The sequence below is a fragment of the Cryobacterium algoricola genome (assembly GCF_004402485.1).
Taxonomy (GTDB): Bacteria; Actinomycetota; Actinomycetes; order Actinomycetales; family Microbacteriaceae; genus Cryobacterium; species Cryobacterium algoricola.
This window is the reverse complement of record NZ_SOFG01000011.1, coordinates 246,258-272,212: the sequence shown is the minus strand read 5'-3', so window position 1 is coordinate 272,212 and position 25,955 is coordinate 246,258. Positions and strand designations below refer to the sequence as shown.

General features: G+C 64.8%; 31 protein-coding genes. 30 read left to right on the top strand and 1 reads right to left on the bottom strand.

Going from position 1 to position 25,955, the window contains the following annotated elements; translation table 11 throughout:
• Positions 1 to 27 precede the first annotated feature (27 nt).
• The 14 genes from E3O44_RS08105 (at position 28) to E3O44_RS08040 (ending at position 13,060) form a co-directional block, all read left to right on the top strand.
• Positions 28 to 1,845, top strand: a complete 1,818-nt coding sequence (locus E3O44_RS08105; protein WP_134534205.1) for a type IV pilus twitching motility protein PilT — start codon at positions 28 to 30, stop codon at positions 1,843 to 1,845.
• Entirely contained in the window at positions 1,845 to 3,074 is a 1,230-nt protein-coding gene (locus E3O44_RS08100) for a type II secretion system F family protein (protein ID WP_166792584.1), read from the top strand. The genes E3O44_RS08105 and E3O44_RS08100 overlap by 1 nt, the downstream gene beginning before the upstream one ends.
• A 148-nt stretch (positions 3,075 to 3,222) precedes the next feature.
• Entirely contained in the window at positions 3,223 to 3,723 is a 501-nt protein-coding gene (locus tag E3O44_RS19850) for a prepilin-type N-terminal cleavage/methylation domain-containing protein (protein ID WP_277612626.1), read from the top strand.
• A gap of 199 nt (positions 3,724 to 3,922) precedes the next feature.
• Positions 3,923 to 4,375 carry a prepilin-type N-terminal cleavage/methylation domain-containing protein gene (locus E3O44_RS19845; protein ID WP_277612625.1) on the top strand — a complete coding sequence of 151 codons (453 nt, stop codon included), beginning with the start codon at positions 3,923 to 3,925 and terminating at the stop codon, positions 4,373 to 4,375.
• Between the two features lie 97 nt (positions 4,376 to 4,472).
• Positions 4,473 to 5,111, top strand: a complete 639-nt coding sequence (locus E3O44_RS08085; protein ID WP_134534199.1) for a type IV pilus modification PilV family protein — start codon at positions 4,473 to 4,475, stop codon at positions 5,109 to 5,111.
• Positions 5,083 to 5,778 (top strand): type II secretion system protein, encoded by a 696-nt coding sequence (locus tag E3O44_RS08080; RefSeq protein ID WP_134534197.1) that lies wholly within the window; start codon positions 5,083 to 5,085, stop codon positions 5,776 to 5,778. The genes E3O44_RS08085 and E3O44_RS08080 overlap by 29 nt, the downstream gene beginning before the upstream one ends.
• On the top strand, positions 5,775 to 7,439 hold the full coding sequence (locus E3O44_RS08075) for an RICIN domain-containing protein (RefSeq protein ID WP_134534195.1): 1,665 nt from the start codon (positions 5,775 to 5,777) through the stop codon (positions 7,437 to 7,439). The genes E3O44_RS08080 and E3O44_RS08075 overlap by 4 nt, the downstream gene beginning before the upstream one ends.
• Entirely contained in the window at positions 7,436 to 8,272 is an 837-nt protein-coding gene (locus E3O44_RS08070) for a prepilin peptidase (RefSeq protein ID WP_134534193.1), read from the top strand. The genes E3O44_RS08075 and E3O44_RS08070 overlap by 4 nt, the downstream gene beginning before the upstream one ends.
• Before the next feature lie 35 nt (positions 8,273 to 8,307).
• Entirely contained in the window at positions 8,308 to 9,354 is a 1,047-nt protein-coding gene (pilM, locus tag E3O44_RS08065; protein WP_241976158.1) for a type IV pilus assembly protein PilM, read from the top strand.
• Positions 9,351 to 10,016, top strand: a complete 666-nt coding sequence (locus E3O44_RS08060) for a PilN domain-containing protein (protein WP_134534189.1) — start codon at positions 9,351 to 9,353, stop codon at positions 10,014 to 10,016. Before pilM ends, E3O44_RS08060 begins: the two co-directional genes overlap by 4 nt.
• Before the next feature lie 2 nt (positions 10,017 to 10,018).
• Positions 10,019 to 10,726: a hypothetical protein gene (locus tag E3O44_RS08055; RefSeq protein WP_134534187.1), complete on the top strand. Its 708-nt coding sequence runs from the start codon at positions 10,019 to 10,021 to the stop codon at positions 10,724 to 10,726.
• Positions 10,727 to 10,844: 118 nt separating this feature from the next.
• Positions 10,845 to 11,786 carry a hypothetical protein gene (locus tag E3O44_RS08050; protein ID WP_134534185.1) on the top strand — a complete coding sequence of 314 codons (942 nt, stop codon included), beginning with the start codon at positions 10,845 to 10,847 and terminating at the stop codon, positions 11,784 to 11,786.
• Positions 11,787 to 11,865: 79 nt separating this feature from the next.
• Positions 11,866 to 12,354, top strand: a complete 489-nt coding sequence (locus E3O44_RS08045; protein ID WP_134534183.1) for a DUF6121 family protein — start codon at positions 11,866 to 11,868, stop codon at positions 12,352 to 12,354.
• A gap of 49 nt (positions 12,355 to 12,403) precedes the next feature.
• Positions 12,404 to 13,060, top strand: coding sequence for a spermidine/putrescine ABC transporter substrate-binding protein (locus tag E3O44_RS08040; RefSeq protein ID WP_134534181.1), 657 nt, complete (start codon positions 12,404 to 12,406; stop codon positions 13,058 to 13,060).
• 54 nt (positions 13,061 to 13,114) lie between these two features.
• On the opposite strand, the gene E3O44_RS08035 is transcribed toward E3O44_RS08040, so the two are convergent.
• On the bottom strand, positions 13,115 to 13,981 hold the full coding sequence (locus E3O44_RS08035; RefSeq protein ID WP_134534179.1) for an endo alpha-1,4 polygalactosaminidase: 867 nt from the start codon (positions 13,979 to 13,981) through the stop codon (positions 13,115 to 13,117).
• A gap of 369 nt (positions 13,982 to 14,350) precedes the next feature.
• Between E3O44_RS08035 and rpsL the strand changes: the two genes are divergently transcribed.
• From rpsL to rpmC, 16 genes are all read left to right on the top strand, one after another.
• Positions 14,351 to 14,725, top strand: coding sequence for a 30S ribosomal protein S12 (gene rpsL, locus E3O44_RS08030; RefSeq protein ID WP_055787040.1), 375 nt, complete (start codon positions 14,351 to 14,353; stop codon positions 14,723 to 14,725).
• A complete protein-coding gene (rpsG, locus tag E3O44_RS08025) occupies positions 14,725 to 15,195 on the top strand; it encodes a 30S ribosomal protein S7 (protein ID WP_066597688.1) in 471 nt (156 codons plus the stop codon). Before rpsL ends, rpsG begins: the two co-directional genes overlap by 1 nt.
• A 102-nt stretch (positions 15,196 to 15,297) precedes the next feature.
• A complete protein-coding gene (fusA, locus tag E3O44_RS08020) occupies positions 15,298 to 17,412 on the top strand; it encodes an elongation factor G (RefSeq protein WP_134534177.1) in 2,115 nt (704 codons plus the stop codon).
• A gap of 144 nt (positions 17,413 to 17,556) precedes the next feature.
• The gene (gene tuf, locus E3O44_RS08015) at positions 17,557 to 18,750 is read left to right on the top strand and encodes an elongation factor Tu (RefSeq protein WP_134449883.1); all 1,194 of its coding nucleotides are present in this window, start codon (positions 17,557 to 17,559) and stop codon (positions 18,748 to 18,750) included.
• Positions 18,751 to 18,892: 142 nt separating this feature from the next.
• On the top strand, positions 18,893 to 19,102 hold the full coding sequence (locus E3O44_RS08010) for an Rv0909 family putative TA system antitoxin (protein ID WP_174775059.1): 210 nt from the start codon (positions 18,893 to 18,895) through the stop codon (positions 19,100 to 19,102).
• Positions 19,103 to 19,410: 308 nt separating this feature from the next.
• Positions 19,411 to 20,427 carry a hypothetical protein gene (locus E3O44_RS08005; protein WP_134534175.1) on the top strand — a complete coding sequence of 339 codons (1,017 nt, stop codon included), beginning with the start codon at positions 19,411 to 19,413 and terminating at the stop codon, positions 20,425 to 20,427.
• Between the two features lie 519 nt (positions 20,428 to 20,946).
• Entirely contained in the window at positions 20,947 to 21,255 is a 309-nt protein-coding gene (rpsJ, locus tag E3O44_RS08000) for a 30S ribosomal protein S10 (RefSeq protein ID WP_035834607.1), read from the top strand.
• 8 nt (positions 21,256 to 21,263) lie between these two features.
• Positions 21,264 to 21,923: a 50S ribosomal protein L3 gene (gene rplC, locus E3O44_RS07995; RefSeq protein WP_134534173.1), complete on the top strand. Its 660-nt coding sequence runs from the start codon at positions 21,264 to 21,266 to the stop codon at positions 21,921 to 21,923.
• Between the two features lie 4 nt (positions 21,924 to 21,927).
• Positions 21,928 to 22,578, top strand: coding sequence for a 50S ribosomal protein L4 (gene rplD / locus E3O44_RS07990; RefSeq protein WP_134534171.1), 651 nt, complete (start codon positions 21,928 to 21,930; stop codon positions 22,576 to 22,578).
• Positions 22,578 to 22,880 carry a 50S ribosomal protein L23 gene (gene rplW, locus E3O44_RS07985; protein WP_104100968.1) on the top strand — a complete coding sequence of 101 codons (303 nt, stop codon included), beginning with the start codon at positions 22,578 to 22,580 and terminating at the stop codon, positions 22,878 to 22,880. Before rplD ends, rplW begins: the two co-directional genes overlap by 1 nt.
• Before the next feature lie 25 nt (positions 22,881 to 22,905).
• A complete protein-coding gene (gene rplB / locus E3O44_RS07980; protein WP_134449887.1) occupies positions 22,906 to 23,745 on the top strand; it encodes a 50S ribosomal protein L2 in 840 nt (279 codons plus the stop codon).
• A gap of 9 nt (positions 23,746 to 23,754) precedes the next feature.
• Positions 23,755 to 24,036 (top strand): 30S ribosomal protein S19, encoded by a 282-nt coding sequence (gene rpsS, locus E3O44_RS07975; protein WP_134449888.1) that lies wholly within the window; start codon positions 23,755 to 23,757, stop codon positions 24,034 to 24,036.
• Between the two features lie 26 nt (positions 24,037 to 24,062).
• Entirely contained in the window at positions 24,063 to 24,428 is a 366-nt protein-coding gene (gene rplV / locus E3O44_RS07970; RefSeq protein ID WP_134449889.1) for a 50S ribosomal protein L22, read from the top strand.
• Positions 24,428 to 25,189 (top strand): 30S ribosomal protein S3, encoded by a 762-nt coding sequence (rpsC, locus tag E3O44_RS07965; RefSeq protein WP_134449890.1) that lies wholly within the window; start codon positions 24,428 to 24,430, stop codon positions 25,187 to 25,189. The genes rplV and rpsC overlap by 1 nt, the downstream gene beginning before the upstream one ends.
• Before the next feature lie 2 nt (positions 25,190 to 25,191).
• The gene (rplP, locus tag E3O44_RS07960; RefSeq protein WP_134449891.1) at positions 25,192 to 25,611 is read left to right on the top strand and encodes a 50S ribosomal protein L16; all 420 of its coding nucleotides are present in this window, start codon (positions 25,192 to 25,194) and stop codon (positions 25,609 to 25,611) included.
• Complete coding sequence (gene rpmC / locus E3O44_RS19840; RefSeq protein ID WP_134449892.1) at positions 25,611 to 25,955, top strand: 50S ribosomal protein L29; 345 nt, start codon at positions 25,611 to 25,613, stop codon at positions 25,953 to 25,955. Before rplP ends, rpmC begins: the two co-directional genes overlap by 1 nt.

Sequence of the window (25,955 nt, the reverse complement as noted above, 5' to 3'; positions counted from 1 at the left end):
TCGTCGCATGCCGAAAGGAAAGAACGCATGGACAAGCCCATTTACGAAATCCCCGCCGTCGAGCCGGGGGAGAACGTCTCCTGGTGGGACCAGATCGCGTCCGGCCCCGCCGAGAGTGCTGCCCTCGAGAAGGCGGATGCCGAGCGCACCGCCGCCGAGCAGGTCGCTGCCGAGCGCACCGCGCGCCTGCAGGCCGCCGTCGACAGCGCCGCGGCCGAACGCCGCGACGCCCAGCTTGACGAGACGGGCGGCCACGGCTTCGAGCGCCGCAGTGCCCGCCGAACCGAATCCGACGTCGCACCGGCGCCACTCCAGGGATTCGCGGCACCGGCGGCATCCGCCGACGAAGACCTCGACGACGCCGATGTGAGCCAGGCCGAACCGCCCCGCTCCGCGATCGACTACACGCTCCCTCTCCCGGTCGCGGCCCCGTACACACTCCCGGGCACCCTGCCGATCGGGCCGCCGGCCGGGAAGCCGTTTGTCGTCCCCTTCGTCGTGCCCACGTCGACCCCCGAGCAGGAGGACCGGCTCGTCTCCGCGCCGGCGCCGACTCGTGCGTACTCCCCGCCTCCGACCTCAGCCCCGCAGCCCACGCGTGCAGCCGGCCGCCGCGCCGCAATCCAGGCCGAGCCCGAGCGCCACCTCGAGTCCGAGCGCCCGCACGCCCCCGCGCATATCGGCCCCGATGGCCGCCCCGCCGACCAGGACCTGATCGACGCCCTCCACCTCGTGCTCGAGCTCGAGGCATCCGACCTGCACATCACCGTCGGCGCCCCGCCGACCATCCGCATCGACGGCGCCCTGCGCCCGATCGAGGGCCTGCCCGTCTGGCTGCCGGAGAAGGTGCGGACGGCCCTGCACAGCATCATCTCGCCCGCCGACCTCGAACGCTTCGAGGACGACCGCGAGCTCGACTTCGCGTACACCGCGGCCGGCGCCCGGTTCCGGGTGAACTTCTACCACCAGCGCAACTCGATCGGTGCAGCGTTCCGGCTCATCCCGCGCGAGATCAAGCCGCTCAGGGAACTCGGCGTTCCCGAGTCCGTCGGCCGGTTCTCGCTGCTGCCCCGCGGCCTCGTCCTGGTCACCGGACCCACCGGTTCCGGTAAGTCCACGACCCTCGCCGCGATGGTCGACCTCGCCAACAGCACGCGGCCCGACCACATCGTCACGGTCGAGGACCCGATCGAGTTCCTGCACAAGCACAAGAAGTCGCTCGTCAACCAGCGCGAGGTCGGCCACGACACCAAGAGCTTCGCCGCAGCCCTCAAGCACGTGCTGCGCCAGGACCCCGACATTATCCTCATCGGCGAGCTCCGCGACCTCGAGACCATCTCGGTGGCGCTGACCGCAGCCGAGACCGGCCACCTCGTCTTTGCGACCCTGCACACCCAGGATGCCGCCCAGACAATCGACCGCATGATCGACGTCTTCCCGCCGCACCAGCAGGGCCAGATCCGCACCCAGCTCGCGGCGACCCTCCGCGGCGTGGTCTGCCAGACCCTTGTCAAGCGGGCCAACCAGAAGGGCCGCGTGGTGGCGACGGAGATCCTCGTGACGACCCCGGCCATCGCCAACCTCATCCGCGAGGGCAAGACCCACCAGATCACCTCGATGATGCAGGCCGGCGGCGGCGACGGGATGCATACCATGGACCAGCACCTCGCCGACCTCGTCGACTCCGGCCAGATCACCCGCCAGGCGGCGATCGACAAGGCGCACGACGTGGAGAGCCTGCTGCAGCTGATCAAACGTGCCGATACCTCCATGGATGACTCGTCACGCACCATGGGCGGCGGTGGCGTCGACTACGGCGACACCTACACGATTCCGCAGCGCTGATGTCGACCGCAACCGCATGGGCCTACGTCGGCCGCGATGCCAGGGGCAAGACCGTCAAGGGCAAACTGGATGCCTCGAGCGAGGGCGCCGTTGCGTCGCGGCTGGGCAGCATGGGGATTTCCCCGATCTCGATCAAGGAATCGGCAGACGGCACCGGCCTGAATCGCGAGATCTCGATCCCGGGCTTCTCCAAGGGTGTCGGCCTCAAGGACCTCGCGATCATGAGCCGCCAGATGGCGACCATGATCGGGTCCGGGCTCTCGTTGCTGCGGACTCTCAATATCCTCGCGGAACAGACAGAGAGCAAACCGCTCGCGAAGATTCTGAAGCAAGTGCGCGACGACGTCGAGACCGGTACCTCAATCTCGGAGTCCTTCGGCAAGCACGGCAAGGACTTCCCGCCGATCATGATCAACATGGTGCGGGCCGGTGAGACAGGCGGTTTTCTCGATGGCGCGCTCGAATCAATCGCGGCCAACTTCGAAAAGGAAGTGAAGCTTCGAGGCACGATCAAGTCTGCGATGACCTATCCGGTTCTGGTGCTGGTGATGGCTCTTGTCGCGGTGGTCGTCATGCTCATCTTCATCGTTCCGATCTTCGAGGACATGTTCAAGGGACTAGGGAGTGCCCTGCCCATCCCGACGCAGATTCTTGTCGACATCTCGCATTCGATGGTCTACGTCGGGCCGGCTCTCATCGTCATCATTGTGGGATTCACGATCTGGTGGAACGGCAACAAACACACCGAGCGGGTGCGCAAATTCGTCGACCCGATCAAGCTCAAGCTCCCGGTGTTCGGACCCTTGCTGAAAAAGATCGCTGTCGCTCGCTTCAGCCGCAACTTCGCCAACATGATCGGCGCCGGCGTACCCATTCTTCAGGCTCTGCGGATAGTCGGCGAAACCTCCGGCAACTGGGTTATCGAGGATGCGCTCGTCAAGGTCGCCGAGTCCGTGCGCCAGGGCCAGTCCATCTCCGCGCCGCTTCTGGCCCAGCCGGTCTTCCCTCCCATGGTCACCCAAATGATCGCGGTCGGCGAGGACGCGGGCTCGCTCGAGACCATGCTCAACAAGATCGCCGACTTCTACGACGACGAAGTTCAGGCGTCAACCGAACAGCTCACGGCGGCCATCGAGCCGATCATGATCGCGTTCATGGGCGTCGTTATCGGCGGGATGGTCGTGGCGCTCTACATGCCGATCTTCAGCATCGCCGGCGCCGTCAAATAGAAACGCCGTGGGTGCCCCCGGCATTGGGGGCACGGTTGCATGCAATACCCCTCATTCATGGGTCGCAGCTGAAAATAGCCTCCAAATATTCTTAGAGTCCGATCGTTCAGTAGGTCGGTTCACTGTCCTCTAACGAATGGATCCCGCCGTGCTGAGAAAGAGTCTCGCCGAACTTGAACGCCGCCGTCAGAACCCCGACGAGAACCAGAAGGGCTTCACGCTCATCGAGCTCCTCGTCGTCATCATCATCATCGGCATCCTCGCCGCGATCGCTATCCCGGTCTTCCTGAACCAGCGCACGAGCGCCTGGAAGGCTTCCGTCGCCTCCGACCTCAAGAACGCCGCACTTGTGGTCGAGACCTACGGCACGGCTCATAACGGTTCCTACAAGGACTTCGCCGGAACCACGACCCCCTGGAGCGTAACGGTGACCGGAACAACGACTTCTGTCGCGATCGCGGCGGGAAGTTCAGGAGCAGGCGTCACCGCCTCCGCAGGTAACACGATCGTGGTCCTGATTCCCACGAACGCGGGGACGTCCTTCAAGATCACCGGCTCGAACACCAACATCGCTGCGGGTGCAGGCGCCGGCAGTGCCACGCAGGTATATGACAGTGCTGCGGGCGGACTCGGAACGTGGACGCCGTAGCCATCTGACGTACTCCGTACCAACGGATCTCCCGGTGTGGGGCGCCGCCCATGCGGCGCCCCATGAGCCGGGGCAGCTCCATCTCTGCGGAACGATTGGATGCCGAGCACTTCATGAGCGGCTTCGGGCATTCAATTCTCAAACTGCTTTGGATCCGACCTGCTGGCCGGGTCACTCCACATACCGAAAGGACTCCACTGTGCTCAGAAAAAGTCTCGCCGAACTTGACCGTCGACGGAAGAACCCGGACGAGAAGCAGAAGGGCTTCACGCTCATCGAGCTCCTCGTCGTCATCATCATCATCGGCATCCTCGCCGCGATCGCAATTCCGGTGTTCCTGAACCAGCGCTCAAGCGCCTGGAAGGCATCCGTCGCATCTGACCTCAAGAATGCCGCTGTTGTCGTCGAGACATACGGTACTAGCCACAACGGTAGCTACGCTCTCTTCCCTGATACGGCCGCGATCGTGGCAACGACAAGTGCAGCGTCTGCTGCGTCGAGCTTGGGGATCCGGGCATCCGCGGGAAACACAATTACTGTGACCCTTGTTGGGACGACCGCGTACACGATCGTCGGCACCAACTCGAATATCAGCGTCGGATCACAAACCTATAACAGTGCTACCGGCGGGCTCGCGCCGTTTACGCCCTAGGCATTCGTTCTACGGGGATCAACTAGCCCCGTGTGTGGGACGCCGCCTAGGCGGCGTCCCACACATCCCTCTGTCGCCGAACTTGCAAGGAGATGTCGTGAAGTTCCCACCTCGCCATCTCCAGGCCGATGTCGGCATGACCCTCATCGAGGTCATTGTCGCGATCAGCATCATGGGAATCGTTGCCACGTCCGCCATCGGACTGAGCATCGCGAGCCAGACGGGCGCGGCGGCACAACAGCGCCAGGAGCTCGCGGTTTCGATCGCGAACCAGACCATGGAGTCCGTGAGCGCGCAAGCAGCCACGACGATCGCGCTCAGTGTGCCGAGCTTCCTGCTGCAGGGTCGGACACAGGTCGACGTGACATCCAGTTGGTCCGCCAACGCGACCGCAAGCGGCTGGACCGACACGTACATGGACTGGGACACCGCCGCGACGGGGGCGACCGCCGACCTGGTGGAAATTACCAAGACCCTCCCGATTCAGAGCGGGACGGTCTACACCGTCACAACGCTCATCGGCACATGTTACGAGCCGGCCAATGGCGACTGCAAACAGCTCCCGAGCGTGACGCTACCGCCCGCGACGACCCCCGACGGCTACACGCAACTCCAGCGCGTGATGGTCATTGTCCGCTGGACCGTCGGCACAAGCTGCCCGCCGCCCGGTGGCTGCACATTCCAGGCCACGAGCCTGTTCGACCCCCATGTCGACCTCACGTGGGTGTCCCATTAGGCCCGGCGAGGGCGGCGACGGTCGCACCGATCGGGAGAGCGGGATGACCCTGCTCGAGCTCATCGTGTCCATGGGGATCTTCCTGCTTTTTGTGGCGCTCGTCCTTGGCACGACCGTCACAATCGCGAAGAGCGCCTCCCGGTCGCAGCTCGTGGCCGAATCATCGAACACAGCGGTCACAGTATTCGGCATGTTCGACCGCCAGACCCGCTACGCCGATGCGATCAACTTCCCCGGAGCAGGCTCTGGCGGAAAGCGTTACGTCGAATTCCGCACCCCGGCCGACAGTGCGGCGAGCGGTGTCACGACCTGTGTCCAATGGAGGTTCGATCCCGTCGCCGGGACCCTCGCATCCCGCACCTGGTCGGACCTCACGGGAACTCCTGGCACCTTCGTGATCAAGGCGAGCAACGTCATCGACGATGGGACCGGCTACCCGTTCGCGCTCACGGCCGCCGTGTCCAGCACGGCCGCGGTCGGGACCGGCATGAGGATGCAACAGCTCAGCGTGGCCATCCACATCGGCAACGCGGGCCTCGATGCCGGCGCGCTGATGAAGACGTCGTTCTCAGCGCGAAACAGTTCGGACGCGTCGCCGAGCAATGCCCAGACCGCCCACGCCGGAGTGAGCGATACCCCCGTTTGCACGGCAGGAGTCCGATCATGATGGGAAAAAGGCGGCCTCGAGCCGGCACGCACGGCACCGGAGCCCGGGAGGAGGGTGTCGCCCTCTTAAGCGCCATCTTCTTCATGGTCCTGGCAGCGGGGCTCTCGGTCGTCCTGCTGGGGGCGATCCTGAGCCAGTCGGCCCCCGCGTTGGTCGCGCAGAAGAACACCCGCACCATCTACTCCGCGCAGGCTGGCCTGCAGGCGGCGCTCGGGCTCATCCGCACGTCGGCTGATACAACGACCGGTAACGGGACGACTGCCGATCTGCCCTGCGCGGTCACCGGGCGAGTGACCGCCAGCGGCACCGGGGCGTCGTATTCGGCGACCGTGGAGTACTTCACTGTGGATCCGACAAATTCTTCAGTGGACTGGCGGCTGGCCCATCGACTCACCTGTGCCGCCCCCGGTGGCGTCACGAATGCGGGAGCACCGGTCACTCCGAAGTATGCGTACGTCTATTCCGGTGGGAAAGACGCGGCAACGGCTGCCTTCGCTCCCGTGGATGGCGATCGGGCGCTGTCCGCGGTCTACAAGTTCAAGGTGACCAACGTCAATATCCCCGGTGGCATGATCTACAACGACAACAAGCAGTACTGTCTGGAAGCGGCCAGTGCAGCCACAGGGTCTGCGTTGAAGTTCACCAAGGTCACCGCGACGACATGCACCAACACAGACCTGCAGCGCTGGGTCTATGGCGTCGACTACGAATTGAAGCTCGCGAGCACCGTCATTCCGGCGTCACCGACCACGGGCAGTGGATCGCCGGGGATGTGCATCACTGGTCCAGTCACGAGCACGGACGACAATCAGCCTGCGCTTCTTCGCCCGTGCCTGGCGACCACTGCTCGTTGGAACCAGTTATGGAGCTGGACAGGAGACTACTCGTGGGTCGGCCAGACGCCATCCATTACGGCCGGACCCAGCGTGTATTGCCTATCGACCGGAGTCGCGAACGGAAGCAACCTGGATACCAAGCAGTTGTTCGTAAACAAGACCAACCCTCTTTCGCCGAGAGATCCCAACGGATGCTTAGGAGAGTTCTCCCCATCGAGTTCGGTAGGCGCCGGCGCTGCCTCCTACGACACGAATCAGATCGTGAACTACCTGGAGTTCGGCCGCTGCGCGGACGTCACTAGCGCAGACATCAGCTCTGGGTACATGATTTCTTTCCCCTGTAAGCAGGACCCGTCTGGCGTAGCCGGCATGCCCTACATTCTGTGGAACCACAAGTGGTTCTACACCGAGCCGCCAGCGCCCCCGGTTACGGTGCCTCCCACCGCGCCGGTCTCCACGTATGGACCCCAGCAAATCTACGTCCTCAAGGACAACGACGCCAGGCAGAGGTACTGCCTCACGTCTCCCGTCGCTTCAGCGTCCAGCGGAGAACTCACGTTCACTGCTTGCACTGCCACATCCACCACCACACGGCAGACCTGGAAGCGCGTGAAGGACACCGGAGACTATGGGTCGAGCTATCTCTTTGTCGACTCCCAGAATCGGTGCATGGGCGTCGACACGGGCGCAGTGAAATCGGGAACTGCCGACATCCACCTGATCAGAGCGATGCCGTGCAACGCTCTCGATCTCGGGCAGAAGTGGAACGCCCCGGCGACCTACGTCAGCTCAACGGTCGGCAGCTACCGTGAGGTGGGCCATTGACCGCCCTCATCTTCGTGTCGGCGATCCTGGGGGTGGTCATCGGGTCGTTCCTCAACGTGGTCGTCTACCGGGTACCCAACGGCCTGTCGATCGTGTCGCCGCCGAGTGCCTGCCCGCGGTGCGGAGCTGCGATCAGGCCGTACGACAACATCCCGGTCGTGTCCTGGCTGGTGCTCCGCGGGAAGTGCCGTCAGTGCAAGACCGCAATTTCGACGCGATACCCGCTCGTGGAGCTGGGTACGGGGCTTGCTTTCGCGGCTGTCTCCGTCTGGGCCCTGGCGACCAGGTTCCCCGAGGATGTGTGGGGTGCAAGCGGCACCGACCTGATCGTCGGGGGTCTGGTCCTCGCCGCGTACCTCTACCTTGCGGCCGTGAGCATTGCACTCGCGCTCATCGACCTCGACGTGCACCGCCTTCCCAACGGGATCGTGCTGCCGGGGTATGCCGTCGGGGCATTGCTGCTCGGAGCTGCATCCGTCATCGGCGGCGACTATTCGGCCCTGTTGGGCGGCGCTATCGGTCTCGTCGTGCTCTGGGCCGCATACTTCCTGATGGCCTTCTTCTACCCCGGCGGGATGGGTCTCGGTGACGTGAAACTCGCCGGCGTACTCGGCCTGTTTCTCGGCTACCTCGGTTGGGGCGAGCTAATCATCGGGGCTTTTGCCGCGTTCTTGCTCGGCGGAATCTTTGGCATCGCCCTCCTGATCAGCAGGCGGGCCAACCGCAAGAGCGGCATCCCCTTCGGCCCCTGGATGCTCATGGGCGCGTGGGTCGGAATCTTTTGTGGTGAGGCCATCTGGAGCGGCTACCTGTCGCTGATCGGCGTCCGATAGTCCATGTCAAACCGGAAAAGATGGAGGCACCACTCGTGACCAGTGTCGTCGGGATAGACATCGGCAGCTCGGTGCTGCGCGCGGTGGAAGTGAGCGATCCGGCATCCTCCAAGCCGATGCTCGTTCGGTGCCACGTCGTCGAGCTCCCTCCGGGAGCGGTCACCAGTGGCGAGGTGATCGAACCGAACACCGTCGCTGCAGCGCTCAAAAAGCTCTGGTCCTCCGGCGGGTTCAAGTCCAAGAATGTCGTGCTCGGAATGGGTAACCAACGGGTGCTCGCGCGGGACCTGAGCGTGCCGAAGATGGGACTGGCTCGCATCCGCCAGTCATTGCCCTTCGAAGTGCAGGACATGCTGCCGATCCCGGTCGCCGATGCGCTGCTCGACTTCTACCCGATCTCGGAATCTGAGGGCCCCACCGGGCCTCTCGTGAACGGCCTGCTGATCGCGGCCGTCAAATCGGCCGTCCTGGCCAACGTCAAGGCGACCCAGCTCGCCGGGCTCACGACCGTCGACGTCGACCTCATCCCCTTCGCCCTCAGCCGGGTGATGGTGACCCGGCCGGGTGTCACCGGAACGGTTGCTCTCATCGACATCGGCGGAAGCACCACCAGCGTCGTCATCGCGGCGGACGGCGTGCCGCAGTTCGTGCGGATCATCGCCACGGGCGGAGACGACATCACCCAGGCGCTTCACACGGAACTGAAATCGGATGTCGGACAGGCCGAGGGGATGAAGCGGGCGATGGGGCTCGCCACCGGAGCAGTGCAGGAATCCGACAAACGCGCGGTCGAAATCATCTACAAGGTCGCGAGTGAGCAACTGACCAGCCTGCGGAACACCATCAACTACTTTGCCAATACCCGCCCGACCGAACCGGTTCGGCAGATCGTCTTGAGTGGTGGTGGCGCCCAGCTTCACGGGTTGCCGGAGGCGCTCGCCGAGATGACCCGAACCTCTGTCATCGTCGGTGACCCGTTCGCCACGGTCGGCATCGCACGTGGCATCGACGCCCATCAGCTCCGACTCAGCGGCTCCACGTTCGCGGTCGCGCTCGGCCTCGCGCTGGGAAGTGCCGCATGAGCCGCGCAGGGAAGGACGCCGTGCTGATCATTGGCGGCATGCCGCGAGTCGGCCTGCTCCCGCCGGAGGTGCAGCAGGACCGCAACGCCGCAGCCATCCGTCGTCGGCTCGTGATCAGCGCTGTCGGCATCCTGGCGATCATGGTTGTGGGAACCGGAGCGTCGACGGTGCTGGCGAGCCAGGCGCAGACCCGCCTGGACGACGAGCAGTCGCGAACCGCGTCGCTGATCGCCGAACAGTCAAAGTACCTCGAGGTGCGCTCGGTACAAAGCGAGGTCACCCTGGTCCAGGCGGCGCAACAGGTCGGAGTCTCCACCGAAGTCAACTGGAAGGAGTACCTCACGAGCGTGGCGCACACCCTTCCCCAGGGAGTGACCATTGACACTGTCACCCTGGACTTCGGGTCCCCGATCTCGCCATACTCCCAGCCGACAGCACCGCTGCAGGGCGCTCGGGTCGGAACCGTGACATTCGACGCGAAGAGCGCCACTCTCCCGGACGTCCCCGCCTGGCTGGACGCGCTCGCGAGCTCTCCCGGGTTCGCCGACGCTCTGCCCCAATCGGTCAATCGTGACGAGACCACGGGCGTCTACACGGTCAACATCACCATGCACGTGAACGACGGCGCATACTCCAAGCGTTTCGCGACCGGAGGGAAGTAATCGTGGACAAGAATCGGATCTGGATGATCGGCTCCGTGCTCGTGATGGTCGCCGTCGTCGGCCTCGGCCTCCTGCTCGGCATCCAGCCTCAACTCGCGGCAGTGGCCACCGCCGACGATGCACGCGTGGGAGTGGAAGCCACGAACGCGAGCCAGGCCGCGGTCCTCGCGAAACTCCAGGCCGACTTCGCCGGAATCGACACCCTCAAGGCGGACCTGGTCCCGCTCGAGGCCTCCGTACCCTCTGGCACTCAGATGCCGCGTTTTGTCAACCAGCTCGATGCCCTCGCCAAATCGACATCGGTCACCCTGACCGGGATGACCGTGGCCGACGCCGTGCCCTATGCCGCGCCCGCCCCTCTCGCTTCGACCGGCACGGCGGGCACCGCGGTCGTCGCCGCTCCGCCGGTCACGAACTCACTGATCACGGCGACGAACTTCGCATCGCTGGCCGTGCAGATCACCGTCGTCGGGAGCTTCGATCATTCCCTCGATTTCGTCAACGGGTTGCAGAGCGGTGAACGGCTGTTCCTCGTGACGGGACTGACCACATCCAAGGCCGAGGCGGATCCTGCCGCAAAGGGGAAGGCCTCGACGGACGTGACCGCGGTCATCACCGGGTTCGTGTACGTGCTCGTTCCGCCCGCGACCGCGGCGACGCCGGCCGCGACGCCGCCGGCAACTCCCGCCGCTGCGGCTCCCGCGCAGTAGCCGGGACGGCCGCCGCGCCGAATCACAAATCGCGCGGCCAAGCTCCCAATCGGGGGCCGGGCATGTTGTTATGGTTGCTCCAGAGAACTACGGCCACCCGGCCCGCGAGGAGTGCAGCATGAGCGACCCGACAGCAGACGAGCGCAACACGACCCCCGAGACGGATGCCCCGACGGCCGCATACCAGCGGTCCGAGACGGACCCGACCGACCAGGCGGCACCGAACGAGCCGGCGCACGCCGCCGCTGCAGCGCCCGCTGACGAGTCGGCACCGGCGCCGCTCGCCGAGCCCGCGGCATCCGCCCCCGTCGCCCCGGTCGTCGCCCCCGAACCGGTCGGTGAGCCGATCTCCTACGAGACCCCCGCTGCCGTCTCGGCCGAGGCCGCGCACGAGGACGCCCAGGTCGTCACGCAGGACCAGGCGACCGCCGAGCACGCTCCTGTCACCGATTACACCCCCGGCTACACGCCCGCGGTTCCCGTGCAGGCGCCCGCCGGCCCCATCTACATTCAGGCCCCGGCCCCGCCCGTCGAGAAGGGCAACCGGGGCGCCGGCGTGCTGCTCGCGCTGCTCGCGACGGTCGTCTACGCCATCGTCTACGCGCTCGTCGCCTTCGGCATCGCCGGGGCAGGCAGCGGCTCGGTCGCCGACGCGGCCGCGAAGTTCAGCGACTTCATCGTGCTGCCGGTGTTCTACGTGCCGGCCGTGTTCTTCTTCATCGGGTTCTCCCTGCTCGTGCTGATCGTCAACCGCGGCGGCTGGTGGGCCTACGTGCTCTTCGGCTTCCTCGTGGCCGTCATCGTGTACTTCTCCTACATCGGAGCGGCGCTGCTGACCGTGCAGGCCTGGACCTTCACCCCGTCCGAAGCGGTCCGGTTCATCACCGCGCAGTGGCTGAGCCCCTACGCGATCGCCGCCGCCATCGTCGCCCGCGAGGTGCCGATCTGGTTCGGCGCCTGGATCGCCCGCCGCGGACGCACCGTCACGGCCCGCAACGCCGCCGCCAAGCAGGACTACGACCGCCGCCTCGCGGAAGGGCCGCAGCTCTCCCGTCCGTAGCAGTCCCGAACAGCCGGAACCGTCCGGTGGAGCAGCCGTGACGGTGCAGCCCCCGCAGCGGGGGAGTGAGGCCTGAGCGATGCGCGAGTACCAGAGATACGCGGCCGTCGTCGCCGTGTTCGCGGCCGTGCTGTACGCGGCGCTGCTCGTCGCGGGCTTCGGCATGATCAGCCTGCTCGCCGACATCGAGGTGATCCCGGTCACGGATGCCGGCCCGCTCGTCGGTCCCGGAATGGCGGCGGCGGCCGTGCTGCTGGTCTTCGCTCTCCTGCTGTGGCTCGGGCTGCGCGCCTCTCCGCGCCGCCAACGGGTGGCGCTCGGGTACGCGGCCGGAACCGGCATCGCCGCGTTCCTCGGGTTCGTCGCCGCGGGCTCCGTGCTCTACCTGCTCGGAAACGGGCCGCTCTTCAGCGGGCTGACGTTCGCCGCTGCGGTGCTGCGCGAACCCTTCGCGGCGACGACGGGCATCCTCGCGTTCGTCGTCACCCTGCTCTACTCGCTCGTGCTCGCCTCCCGCATGAACGAACACGGCCGGCCGCTCTGGCCGTGGGAGCGACCGGACGAATAGCCGAAATCTCCCGGTCGATTCGGCCCGGTATCGAGTAACCTTAACGTCCATGGATGGTTCCATCGAAGCGCGCGTCGGCGATGTCGTCGACGACTGGCTGAGGTGGCTCCCCAAGTGGCGACCCGGTACGCACACCCGCCGCACGCGGCTCTGCCGCACGTGTTTCGGTTCGCCGGTCATCCGCGCCGCCGGCCTCATGACCGATGTGCCCCACGCGGTTCAGCACGCTCTCGCGATGCGCGTGAAGGCCGTGATCGACGGCGCCGTCGACGCGTACACCGAGTCAACCCTTCCCCTGCTCAGCCGGGAAATCCACGCGAACGAGGAACGCAAGGCCGCGGCGGCAAGCTACCGCCCGGCCGACGGCCTCGACCCCGAGTACACCGGTCTCGAGCTCGACCCGCCCGCCGAACGGGAGGCACCCTACCTCTTCACCTTCGCGGAACTCTCCCGACCGGCCTCCCCGGCCGCGTTCGTCGCCGAACCGGCGCCGCTCACCGCCGCCGAGAAGGCGGCGATCCGGGCCGAGCTGCGCCTCGCCGACGAGTACGCCGCCGACGTGGGCGGCCAGGTCTGCACCGCCCTCTACCGGCACCGTGAGCGGATGCTGGCCGCCGTCGACGAGTTCGTCGAGCCCTGGGTGCAGTCCCTGCTCGCGGATCTCGACAGCACCCTCGACTCCCCGCTCTGGCCGCACGGCCTCTGAGCCTCCCCGCCCCTGACTTGCACGGCCGGCCGCTTTCCCCGGAGGTGGCGGGCTTCAGCTCGGGCAGTGCTCGAAGACGTAGCCGGAATCGGTATCGGCGACGAGCCCGCGGTCCCTCAGCACCATCGAGCGCGGCCGGTCACTCCGGGCGCACGCCTCGGCAAAGCTGTCCCTGAGGTCGTCGCTGTACTCGATGTCCAGCACGTCGTCGCCATAGGCATCCGTGTACACGCCGCACTCGGCGAAGCGGTCGCATTCCTCGGTCACGGCGAAGTCGAACCCGACCGCCGTCCGCAGGCGCGCGGCGAGTTCAGCGGAGTTCTTCTGCCCGATCGCGAGACCCAGAGCGTGTGTCTCCGCTGCGAAGAGAGTCACCAGGGCGATGTTGTCTGCCGCGGTCAGTGCGCCGCCCGATCGGGTGAAGGAGTCCAGGTTGTCGATCTCGACCGCGTTGAAGCCGGCGTCGGCGCACCGTTGCAGGGTCGGACGGAGTGCCGCGACGATCGCAGCTCGTCGCTGGTCCGTCGAGGTGTCGAAGATGATTTCGTCCGGCCAGCCGGCGTCGACCACGGGATCGGCAGCACCGCCGAGCACCAGGTCGGGGTGATCCCTGAGCCAGTCGGCCGTCTCGCCCGGCTGCGACTGGAAACCGTTGACGTAGCAGATTGAATACACCCCGGGCGCGGGCTCAGCGCCGCTGTCGCGAGTCACGACGGCCGTTCCGGCCGGAACGGGGTAGGCACCGCCGAGCTGGTAATCCGCCTGGGCTCCGCCGGGAAACGGTGTTCGCGCAGCGCCTGCCGCAGCGCCTGCCGCAGAAGCGGTCGCCGGTGGCTGCGGGGGAACGGCCGAGCACCCGCTGAGTGCCGCCACCATGGCCAGGACGGCGATACCCGGTGCGATGGTGAGCTTCGGGTGCATGCAGAGTATTCTCGCGGGTTGCGCGGGGGAGCGGGCGCGCAGGGAACCCGACTCGCCGCATCCGCTCGTTGGCGGCTCACCATTTGACCGGGCCACCCGAGGGGAGTTAGTATTTCGAGGTGTGCGCTTCGTCGTGCGCTTGAGTCATGCCATCGCGATCTCGTCGTGCCGCACCTTGGGCGCCCAGACACGGCACGCATGCTGGGTTTGCTCACCGAGCAGCCCCCACGGCATACCCACTGAAACACGCGGAACTTGTTCCGCGTGCGCCGGCGGGTCCAGATGAACTCGACAAGGACCGGAAACGGAACGAATCGAATGCTAACCATCAATGAGCTGTCACCGTGCAGCAATAACAAGGAGTAATTAGTGCCAACCATTCAGCAGTTGGTCAGGAAGGGCCGCAGCCCCAAGGTCACCAAGACCAAGGCTCCCGCCCTCAAGGCCAACCCGCAGCAGCGCGGCGTGTGCACCCGCGTGTACACCACCACCCCGAAGAAGCCGAACTCGGCTCTCCGCAAGGTCGCCCGCGTCAAGCTGTCGAACGGTACCGAGGTCACCGCCTACATCCCCGGCGAGGGTCACAACCTGCAGGAGCACTCGATGGTGCTCGTGCGTGGCGGTCGCGTGAAGGACCTCCCCGGTGTTCGTTACAAGATCGTTCGCGGCGCACTGGACACCCAGGCTGTCAAGAACCGCAAGCAGGCTCGTAGCCGCTACGGCGCCAAGATGGAGAAGAAGTAATGCCTCGTAAAGGCCCAGCGCCCAAGCGTCCCGTTATCGCTGACCCGGTATACGGCGCCCCCATCGTCTCCCAGCTCGTCAACAAAATCCTCCTCGACGGCAAAAAGGGCCTCGCCGAGCGCATCGTTTACGATGCACTCGAGGGCGTCGTTGCCAAGAACGGTGCGGATGCTGTCGTCACGCTGAAGAAGGCGCTCGACAACGTGCGCCCCACCCTCGAGGTGCGTTCGCGCCGCGTCGGTGGTTCCACCTACCAGGTGCCGGTCGAAGTCAAGCCGCACCGCGCCAACACCCTGGCCCTCCGCTGGTTGACCAGCTACGCCAAGGCGCGTCGCGAGAAGACCATGACCGAGCGTCTCACCAACGAGATCCTCGACGCGTCCAACGGCCTCGGTGCCGCGGTCAAGCGTCGTGAAGACACACACAAGATGGCCGAGGCGAACAAGGCCTTCGCACACTACCGCTGGTAGTCGCGTTCCGGTGAGCGAGCAGGGCGGGTCACCCGCCCCGCTCGCCCACCGGCTTGTCTTGTTTCGCCCCACACACCCCCAAAAAACGTCCGGAGGACACCCGTGGCACTTGATGTGCTCACCGACCTGAGCAAGGTCCGCAATATTGGCATCATGGCGCACATTGACGCTGGCAAGACCACCGTCACTGAGCGCATCCTGTACTACACGGGTGTCAACCACAAGATCGGCGAGACCCACGACGGCGCCTCGACCATGGACTGGATGGCGCAGGAGCAGGAACGTGGCATCACGATCACCTCCGCTGCGACGACCTGTTTCTGGGCCGGTAACCAGATCAACATCATCGACACCCCCGGCCACGTGGACTTCACCGTCGAGGTGGAGCGTTCGCTCCGCGTCCTCGACGGCGCGGTTGCCGTGTTCGACGGCAAGGAGGGCGTTGAGCCCCAGTCCGAGACCGTCTGGCGCCAGGCCGACAAGTACGACGTTCCCCGCATCTGCTTCGTCAACAAGATGGACAAGCTCGGCGCGGACTTCTTCTACACCGTCGACACCATCGTCAAGCGCCTCGGCGCGAAGCCGCTCGTCATCCAGCTGCCGATCGGCGCCGAGAACACCTTCGAAGGTGTTGTCGACCTCGTCGAGATGCGTGCACTGACCTGGCGCGGCGACTCCAAGGGTGACGTCGAGATGGGCTCCCACTACGAGATCGAGGTCATCCCGGCCGACCTCGTCGAGCAGGCTGCGGTCTACCGCAAGCTGCTCCTCGAGACCGTCGCCGAGACCGATGACGACCTCATGGAGAAGTATTTCTCCGGCGAAGAGCTCACCGTCTCCGAGATCAAGCACGCGATCCGCAAGCTCACGGTCAACAGCGAGATCTACCCGGTCCTCTGCGGCTCCGCGTTCAAGAACCGCGGCGTCCAGCCGATGCTCGACGCAGTCATCGACTACCTCCCCACCCCGCTCGACGTGCCGGCCATCGAGGCCCACGACGCGCGCGATGAAGAGGTCGTCGTCATGCGTCACTCCGACGCTGCCGAGCCGTTCACGGCCCTCGCGTTCAAGGTTGCGGTGCACCCGTTCTTCGGTCGCCTCACCTACATCCGCGTCTACTCGGGACACCTCGACTCCGGCGGCCAGGTCATCAACTCGACCAAGGGCAAGAAGGAGCGCATCGGGAAGATCTTCCAGATGCACGCCAACAAGGAGAACCCGGTGGCCTTCGTGACCGCCGGTCACATCTACGCGGTCATCGGCCTCAAGGACACCACCACCGGCGACACCCTGTGCGACCCGAACCACCAGGTCGTACTCGAGTCGATGACGTTCCCTGACCCGGTGATCGAGGTTGCGATCGAGCCGAAGACGAAGCAGGACCAGGAAAAGCTGGGTCTCGCGATCCAGAAGCTGGCCGAAGAAGACCCGACCTTCCGCACCGAGCAGAACCAGGAAACTGGCCAGACGGTCATCAAGGGAATGGGTGAACTTCACCTGGACATCCTCGTCGACCGTATGCGTCGCGAGTTCAATGTCGAGGCCAACGTCGGCAAGCCCCAGGTCGCGTACCGCGAGACGATCCGCAAGGCCGTCGAGCGTCACGACTACACCCACAAGAAGCAGACCGGTGGATCCGGCCAGTTCGCGAAGATTCAGATCGCGATCGAGCCGCTTGAGATCACTGCCGAAAAGGGTTACGAGTTCCTGAACAAGGTCACCGGTGGCCGCATCCCCAGGGAATACATCCCCTCGGTCGACGCGGGCATCCAGGACGCCATGCACGTCGGTGTTCTGGCCGGCTACCCGATGGTCGGCGTTCGCGCCAGCCTGCTCGACGGTGCCGCGCACGATGTCGACTCCTCGGAGATGGCGTTCAAGATCGCCGGTTCGATGGGCTTCAAGGAAGCCGTCCGCAAGGCCAACCCTGTTCTTCTCGAGCCGCTCATGAGCGTCGAAGTTCGTACGCCTGAGGAATACATGGGCGACGTCATCGGTGACCTCAACTCCCGCCGTGGTCAGATTCAGACCATGGAGGACGCGAGCGGCGTCAAGGTCATTCGTGCCTTCGTTCCGCTGTCGGAGATGTTCGGCTACATCGGCGACCTGAGGTCCAAGACTTCAGGGCGTGCCGTGTACTCGATGACCTTCGAGAGCTACGCCGAGGTCCCCAAGGCTGTCGCCGAAGAGATCATCCAGAAGAACAAGGGCGAATAGCCTGGGGCCCTCGGGCCTTTCCGGGCCTTCGGGCCGAAATCGCTTCGGCCTCCCGGCCCGAGTAACATAAGTACACAAATCCAGCAGTTTCTCCGGCCGCAAACCAGCGGGCGGTGAAGCCGAGAGTCCTGAGGAGGACCCACAGTGGCCAAGGCCAAGTTCGAGCGGACTAAGCCGCACGTAAACATCGGAACGATCGGTCACGTTGACCACGGAAAGACCACGCTGACTGCAGCGATCTCCAAGGTCCTTGCCGACACGTTCCCTTCCAAGACCAACGTTCAGCGCGACTTCGCGTCGATCGACTCGGCTCCGGAAGAACGCCAGCGCGGCATCACGATCAACATCTCCCATGTTGAGTACGAGACCGAAAAGCGTCACTATGCGCACGTCGACGCACCGGGCCACGCTGACTACATCAAGAACATGATCACCGGTGCCGCACAGATGGACGGCGCGATTCTCGTTGTCGCCGCAACTGACGGCCCGATGGCTCAGACCCGTGAGCACGTTCTTCTCGCCAAGCAGGTCGGCGTGCCGTCCCTGCTCGTCGCGCTGAACAAGGCCGACATGGTCGACGACGAAGAGATCCTTGAGCTCGTCGAGCTCGAGGTTCGCGAACTCCTCACCGCCCAGGGCTTCGACGGCGACAACGCTCCTGTTGTCCGCGTGTCGGCGCTCAAGGCGCTGGAAGGCGACCCGAAGTGGGTCGGCAACATCCTGGAGCTCATGCAGGCCGTTGACGACTACTTCCCGGAGCCCGTCCGCGACAAGGACAAGCCCTTCCTCATGCCGATCGAGGACGTCTTCACGATCACCGGTCGTGGAACGGTCGTCACCGGCCGCGCCGAGCGTGGAACCCTCAAGATCAACTCCGAGGTCGAGGTTGTCGGCATCCGCCCGACGATCAAGACCACGGTCACTGGTATCGAGATGTTCCACAAGCAGCTCGACGAGGCATGGGCCGGCGAGAACTGTGGTCTTCTTCTTCGTGGCACCAAGCGCGAAGACGTCGAGCGCGGCCAGGTCGTCGTCAAGCCGGGTTCGGTCACGCCGCACACCGACTTCGAGGGCACCGCGTACATCCTGTCAAAGGAAGAGGGCGGCCGTCACAACCCGTTCTACGCGAACTACCGTCCGCAGTTCTACTTCCGTACCACCGACGTCACCGGCGTCATCACGCTGCCCGAGGGCACCGAGATGGTCATGCCCGGCGACACCACCGACCTGACTGTCGCGCTGATCCAGCCGATCGCTCTGGAAGATGGACTCGGCTTCGCTATCCGTGAAGGTGGCCGCACCGTCGGCGCCGGAACCGTGACGAAGATCATCAAGTAGTTCTTCACCACCTGCACCACGGAAACGGGTCGGTCCTTCGGGGCCGGCCCGTTTTTGCGTCCCCGCGCGACCCTTGTCGCGGGCGTATTCCGGTTCTATCGTGGGTCGCGGTCGCACCGGAGCGGCCGGACTGGAGGACATCATGGGACTGGACGACATTACGAAGAAGGCCCAGGAATTCCTGGGCGACAACAAGGTCACCGAGGCCCTGCACAGCGAGCAGGCCGAAGACATCAGCGACAAGCTCCTCGACGGCACCGCTGATGCGGTCAACAAGGTCACCGGCAACAAGTTCGAGGACCAGATCGAGCAGGCCCGCGCCGCCGCCGACACCCACCTCGGCACCGACTAGCGCTCTCGCGGCCTGCATTCGCCTCGGCGCGCTGCCCCCTACCGTCGCCTGGTGACGTGCGCGGCGCGCTCCACTTCCGCCGTTTCGCGCCAGTTCGCCCAGTTCGCGCGCCGGTTCTGCCGTTTCGCGCCTGGTGTGCCTGGCGCGAAGCGGCGCAATTGGTGCGCGTGGTTTCTGCGGGCGGCACCCGGCGGATGCGCCAGGCCGGCAGGCGAGGTCCGCCCCTGCACAGTCCTGCCGAACGTGACCTTCTCCACCGATGCCTGGCATTGCATGCCTGCCTGAGTCAGGCGGGGCAGAGTCAGCGCATGACCCAGCACACAGAGGGCGGAGTCCCCTCCGGCGACCGGCTTGAAACCATCACCGGGGACGACAGCGACGAGATCCTGTACTCGGCTCAGCTGCAGCGTGCCTTCAAAGCGGATCTTCGGTTGCGGCGCCGTGCGGAAGCGGGAACCCTGCACCGCATCGGCCGCGGCCAGTACATCAACGCGAGTCGGTGGCTCGAACTCGATGACGACAGGCGGTACTCACTCCGGGTCAGGGGAGCGGCCACGCTGCGGCGAACCGAGCTCGTGCTCTCCCACCAGTCGGCCGCCGTGATCTGGGGCTTGCCCAGCCGCGTCCGCTGGCCGGACGAGGTGCACTTCACCACCGAGCGCACACGAGGCGGCCGGTCCAAGCCGGGCATCGTCAAGCACGCCCTCGGACTCGACCCCCGCTCCATCACGAGGAGGGACGGCCTCTTGGTCACAACCGTCGCCCGCACGGTGATCGACCTCGCGGCGACCCTCGACCTGCGGGGAGCAATGGTGGCCGCCGACCGTGCACTCGCCGCTGACCCCTGGGACAGAGTCCCGCCGCTCACCACCCGAGCGGAACTGCTGGAGCAATGGGAGCGGATGCTGCCTTTCCGGGGGTCTGCGAGGGCCCTCGCTGTCATTAACTTCGCCACGCCCCTCTCCGGCTCGGTCAACGAGACCGACAGTCGGGTCAGCATCGCCCTGATCGGTTTCCCCGAGCCGATCCTGCAGCAGCGGTTCATCGTTGACGGTCGAGAGCACTTCAGTGATTTCTTCTGGCTGGCTCAGCGCGGCGTTGGTGAAGCCGATGGCCGGAGCAAGTACTTTGACGAGGCCTTGCGCGGAGGTCGGAGCCCGGAGCAGGTGGTCTACGACGAGAAGCTTCGCGAGGACGGTATCCGGCGACAGGTCAGCGGGTTCGCACGCTGGGATTCTGCAATAGGCCGGAGCCAGACCCGTCTTCGCGCCCGACTCCTCCTTCTCGGTCTTCCGATCGGGCGCCCGCGCCTCTTCGTTCCTTGACCTGAGTGCCGCATTCGGGTCCGTGGGCGCAACTGGAGCGCTGAGGGGAGGGGATGCCGACGTGCGGACGAAGCAGGGTCCGCAGCTGCCGAAACGGGCGGAAAGAGGGCGAAAGGGGGGCCAGACGCGCGACACGCCGGTCGCGACACGCCCGGGTTGCACAAAGGACTACCCCTGTGGCAGACTCTTCTAGTTCAACACTTTCGACTGCCGCGCTGCACGCGGTGTCGGGATCACTGCCAGGCAGTGCATAGCCGGTGTCCACAGGGCGCACGGTTAGGCCGCGGGTAGCAGAACAGAGCTTAAACCAACAGCCGGGAAAGCATGGGAAATCCATGCCTTCCCCCATGCCCCGGTGTGGAGAAGCGGTTGGCTCGGTTCAAAGTCGTGCGGCTGGAAGGCTGCGGGACGAGGAATCGAAATTGACAGATGAACAGTGGTGCGACAGCAGCAGTGCTACTACGGCGTCCAATGCAGCCTTCGGGATGTACGAAGCCTTGACAAGAAAGAGAGTTCGACATGGCGGGACAGAAAATCCGCATTCGACTTAAGTCGTATGACCACGAGGTCATTGACATCTCGGCGCGCAAGATCGTCGACACCGTGACCCGTGCGGGTGCAACGGTTGTCGGCCCCGTGCCGCTTCCGACCGAGAAGAACGTGGTGTGTGTCATCCGTTCCCCTCACAAGTACAAGGACAGCCGGGAGCACTTTGAAATGCGCACCCACAAGCGTCTGATCGACATCATTGACCCCACCCCGAAGGCCGTCGACTCGCTCATGCGTCTCGACCTTCCGGCGGACGTCAACATCGAGATCAAGCTCTAGGGCCCGCGATGTCTTACTCCGATACCAAGACCACCAAGGGTCTCCTCGGCAAGAAGCTCGGCATGACCCAGGTCTGGGACGAGAACAACAAGCTTGTTCCCGTCACCGTCATCGAGATCTCGCCGAACGTTGTCACCCAGATCCGCAGCAAAGAAATCGACGGCTACGCCGGCGTTCAGATCGCTGCAGGCGCCATCGACCCGCGCAAGGTCAACAAGCCTTCCGCCGGACACTTCGAAAAGGCGGGCGTCACGCCTCGCCGTCACCTCACAGAGCTCCGCACCGCGGATGCCGCTGACTACACCCTGGGACAGGAACTCACCGTTGACGGTGTCTTCGTTGCCGGCTCCAAGGTCGACGTCATGGGCACGAGCAAGGGTAAGGGTTTCGCCGGTGTTATGAAGCGTCACAACTTCAAGGGTGTCTCCTCTTCTCACGGTTCCCACCGCAACCACCGCAAGCCCGGTTCCATCGGTGCTTCCTCGACCCCGAGCCGTGTCTTCAAGGGCATGCGCATGGCCGGTCGTATGGGTGGCGAGCGCGTCACCGTGCTGAACCTCAAGGTTCACGCGATTGATGCCGAGAAGGGCCTCCTGCTGGTCAAGGGTGCCGTTCCCGGCGCCAAGGGCCGCCTCGTATTCGTCCGCACTGCCGTGAAGGGAGCGTAACCGCATGGCCACCACGCTCGATCTCATCGATGCAACCGGCGCAAAGTCCGGTTCCGTTGAACTGCCCGCCGAAATCTTCGACGTCCAGACCAACATCCCCCTGATCCACCAGGTCGTCGTCGCGCAGCTCGCTGCCGCACGCCAGGGCACGCACAAGACCAAGCGCCGCGGAGAAGTTTCCGGTGCCGGTCGCAAGCCCTTCAAGCAGAAGGGAACCGGTCGCGCTCGTCAGGGCTCGATCCGCGCGCCCCAGATGACCGGCGGTGGCATCGTCCACGGACCGACGCCCCGCAACTACGAACAGCGCACCCCCAAGAAAATGATCGCGGCAGCACTGCGCGGATCGCTTTCCGACCGCGCTCGCGGCGACCGTCTCCACGTCGTCACCGCACTGTTCACTGCAGAGACGCCCAGCACCAAGGGCGCCATCACGCTGCTCAGCCAGATCGCCAGCAGCAAGCACGTGCTGGTCGTCCTCGAGCGGACCGATGAACTGACACTGCGCAGCATCCGCAACCTCCCGACGGTGCACGTGCTGTCCTGGGATCAGCTGAATGCCTACGACGTTCTCGTCAGCGACGACATCGTCTTCACCCTGGGCGCGTTCGACGCGTTCGTGGCGAGCAAGACCAAGAAGGAAGAGGTGTCCGCATAATGGCTACCCCGATCAACAAGGATCCCCGCGACGTCATCATCGCTCCGGTCGTCTCTGAAAAGAGCTACGGCCTGATCGACGAGGGCAAGTACACCTTCATCGTGGACCCGCGCTCGAACAAGACCGAAATCAAGCTCGCGATCGAAAAGATCTTCAAGGTGGAGGTCGCTTCGATCAACACCATGAACCGCATCGGCAAGACGCGTCGCACGAAGTTCGGTCAGGGCAAGCGCAAGGACACCAAGCGTGCCATCGTCACGCTCAAGTCCGGTTCCATCGACATCTTCACGGCCGTCGGCTAAGCGGCGCGGACTAGAGGAATAAGAAATGGCTATTCGTAAGTTCAAGCCCACGACTCCTGGTCGTCGCGGTTCATCTGTTGCGGACTTCGCAGAGATCACCCGTTCGACCCCGGAGAAGTCCCTGCTTCGCCCCCTGTCCAAGACCGGTGGCCGTAACAACCAGGGTCGCATCACCACGCGTCACATCGGTGGTGGACACAAGCGTCAGTACCGTCTGATCGACTTCCGTCGTAACGACAAGGATGGCGTCAACGCCAAGGTCGCTCACATCGAGTACGACCCGAACCGCACGGCGCGCATCGCGCTCCTGCACTTCGTTGACGGCACCAAGCGCTACATCATCGCCCCGAACAAGCTGAACCAGGGCGACATCATCGAGTCGGGTTCGGGTGCTGACATCAAGCCCGGCAACAACCTGCCGCTGAAGAACATCCCCACCGGTACCATCATCCACGCGGTGGAACTGCGTCCGGGCGGCGGTGCCAAGATGGCCCGCTCCGCCGGTTCGTCGGTTCGCCTCGTTGCGAAGGATGGCATCTACGCCCAGCTGCGCCTTCCGTCCGGAGAAATCCGTAACGTCGACGCCCGCTGCCGCGCCACGATCGGCGAGGTCGGCAACGCCGAGCAGTCGAACATCAACTGGGGCAAGGCCGGCCGGATGCGCTGGAAAGGCGTTCGCCCGACCGTTCGTGGTGTTGCCATGAACCCGGTCGACCACCCGCACGGTGGTGGCGAGGGTAAGACGTCCGGTGGACGTCACCCCGTCAGCCCCTGGGGCCAGAAAGAAGGCCGTACCCGGCACCCGAACAAGGAAAGCGACAAGCTCATCGTTCGTCGCCGTACTGTCGGCAAGAAGCGTAAGTAGGAGTAGACGATGCCACGCAGTCTCAAGAAAGGCCCTTTCGTTGACGACCACCTGCTTCGCAAGGTTGTCCGGGCGAATGAAGCCAGCAGCAAGAACGTAATCAAGACCTGGTCGCGCCGTTCGATGATCATCCCCGACATGCTCGGGCACACCATCGCGGTTCACGACGGACGCAAGCACATCCCGGTGTTCGTCACCGAGAGCATGGTCGGGCACAAGCTCGGCGAGTTTGCGCCCACCCGCACCTTCCGTGGTCACGTGAAGGACGACAAGAAGGGCCGTCGCCGCTAACGCGGTGACGTGAAGGAGGAGAAGAAATGGTGGAGTCGATCGCACGCGTGCGTCACATCCGCGTTACCCCCCAGAAGGCTCGTCGCGTCGTCAACTTGATCCGCGGCAAGCAGGCCCACGAGGCCCTGGGAATCCTGAAGTTCGCAGCGCAGGGCGCCAGCGACCCGGTGTACAAGCTGGTGGCCTCGGCCATCGCGAATGCACGAGTCAAGGCCGATGCAGCGAACACATACCTGGACGAGCAGGACCTTTTCGTCAGCCAGGCATTCGTGGACGAGGGTACGACCCTCAAGCGTTTCCAGGCCCGCGCACAGGGTCGCGCATTCCAGATCAAGAAGCGTACGAGCCACATCACTGTTGTGCTCGCCACTCCTGAGGAGGGTACGAAGTAATGGGTCAGAAAGTAAACCCGTATGGCTTCCGTCTGGGAATCACGACCGACCACGTGTCGCGTTGGTTCTCTGACAGCACGAAGCCGGGACAGCGTTACAGCGACTTCGTCGCTGAAGACGTCAAGATCCGCCGCCTGCTGAGCACGACCCTCGACCGCGCGGGAGTTTCGCGCATCGAGATCGAGCGCACCCGTGACCGTGTCCGCGTCGACATCCACACCGCCCGTCCGGGCATTGTGATCGGTCGTCGTGGCGCCGAGGCCGAGCGGATCCGCTCCGACCTCGAGAAGCTCACGAGCAAGCAGATCCAGCTCAACATCCTCGAGGTCAAGAACCCCGAAGTCGACGCCCAGCTCGTTGCCCAGGGCATCGCAGAGCAGCTCTCCGCTCGTGTGGCTTTCCGCCGCGCGATGCGTAAGGGCCTGCAGGGCGCCCAGCGCGCCGGCGCCAAGGGTGTTCGCATCCAGGTGTCCGGTCGTCTCGGCGGCGCTGAGATGAGCCGCTCGGAGTTCTACCGCGAGGGACGCGTGCCACTGCACACCCTGCGTGCGAACATCGACTACGGCTTCTACGAAGCCAAGACCACCTTCGGCCGCATCGGCGTGAAGGTCTGGATCTACAAGGGCGACATCACCAACAAGGAACTCGCCCGCGAGCAGGCCAACGCTAAGTCGTCCCGCCCCGAGCGTCGTGACGACCGACCCCGCCGTGCGCCCCGCGCAGAGGCCGCGGCGCCGGTTGCAGCAGGAGTTGAGGCATAACCATGTTGATTCCACGCAGAGTCAAGCACCGTAAGCAGCACCACCCGGGCCGTACCGGCCACGCAACCGGTGGCACCGAGCTGTCGTTCGGCGAGTACGGCATCCAGGCCATCACCCCCGCGTATGTGACCAACCGTCAGATCGAGTCCGCTCGTATCGCGATCACCCGTCACATGAAGCGCGGCGGCAAGGTCTGGATCAACATCTACCCCGACCGCCCGCTCACCAAGAAGCCGGCCGAAACCCGCATGGGTTCCGGTAAGGGTTCTGTGGAGTGGTGGGTCGCCAACGTGAAGCCGGGTCGTGTGCTCTTCGAAATCGGCGGTGTCACTGACATCGTCGCCAAGGAAGCGCTCACCCGCGCCATTCACAAACTGCCGTTGAAGGCACGCATCATCAAGCGCGAGGAGGGCGACGCATAATGGCGATCGGATCCAAGGAGCTCGCCTCAGTCGAGCTCGACACTTTTGAAAACGAACGACTGTTCGACGAGCTGAAGAAGGCCAAGGAAGAGCTGTTCAACCTGCGCTTCCAGTCGGCCACCGGTCAGCTCGAAAGCCACGGCCGCCTCCGCGCGGTCAAGCGCGACATCGCTCGTATCTACACGGTTCTCCGTGAGCGCGAGTTGGGCATTCGCCCGACGCCCGCACCGGTCGAAGCGGCCGTCAAGGCCGACAAGGCAGAGAAGAAGCCCAAGAAGGCCCCCAAGGCTGCAGAATCCGAAACGGATGCTGTCGCCGAGGCCGTCGAAACGAAGGAGGCCTAG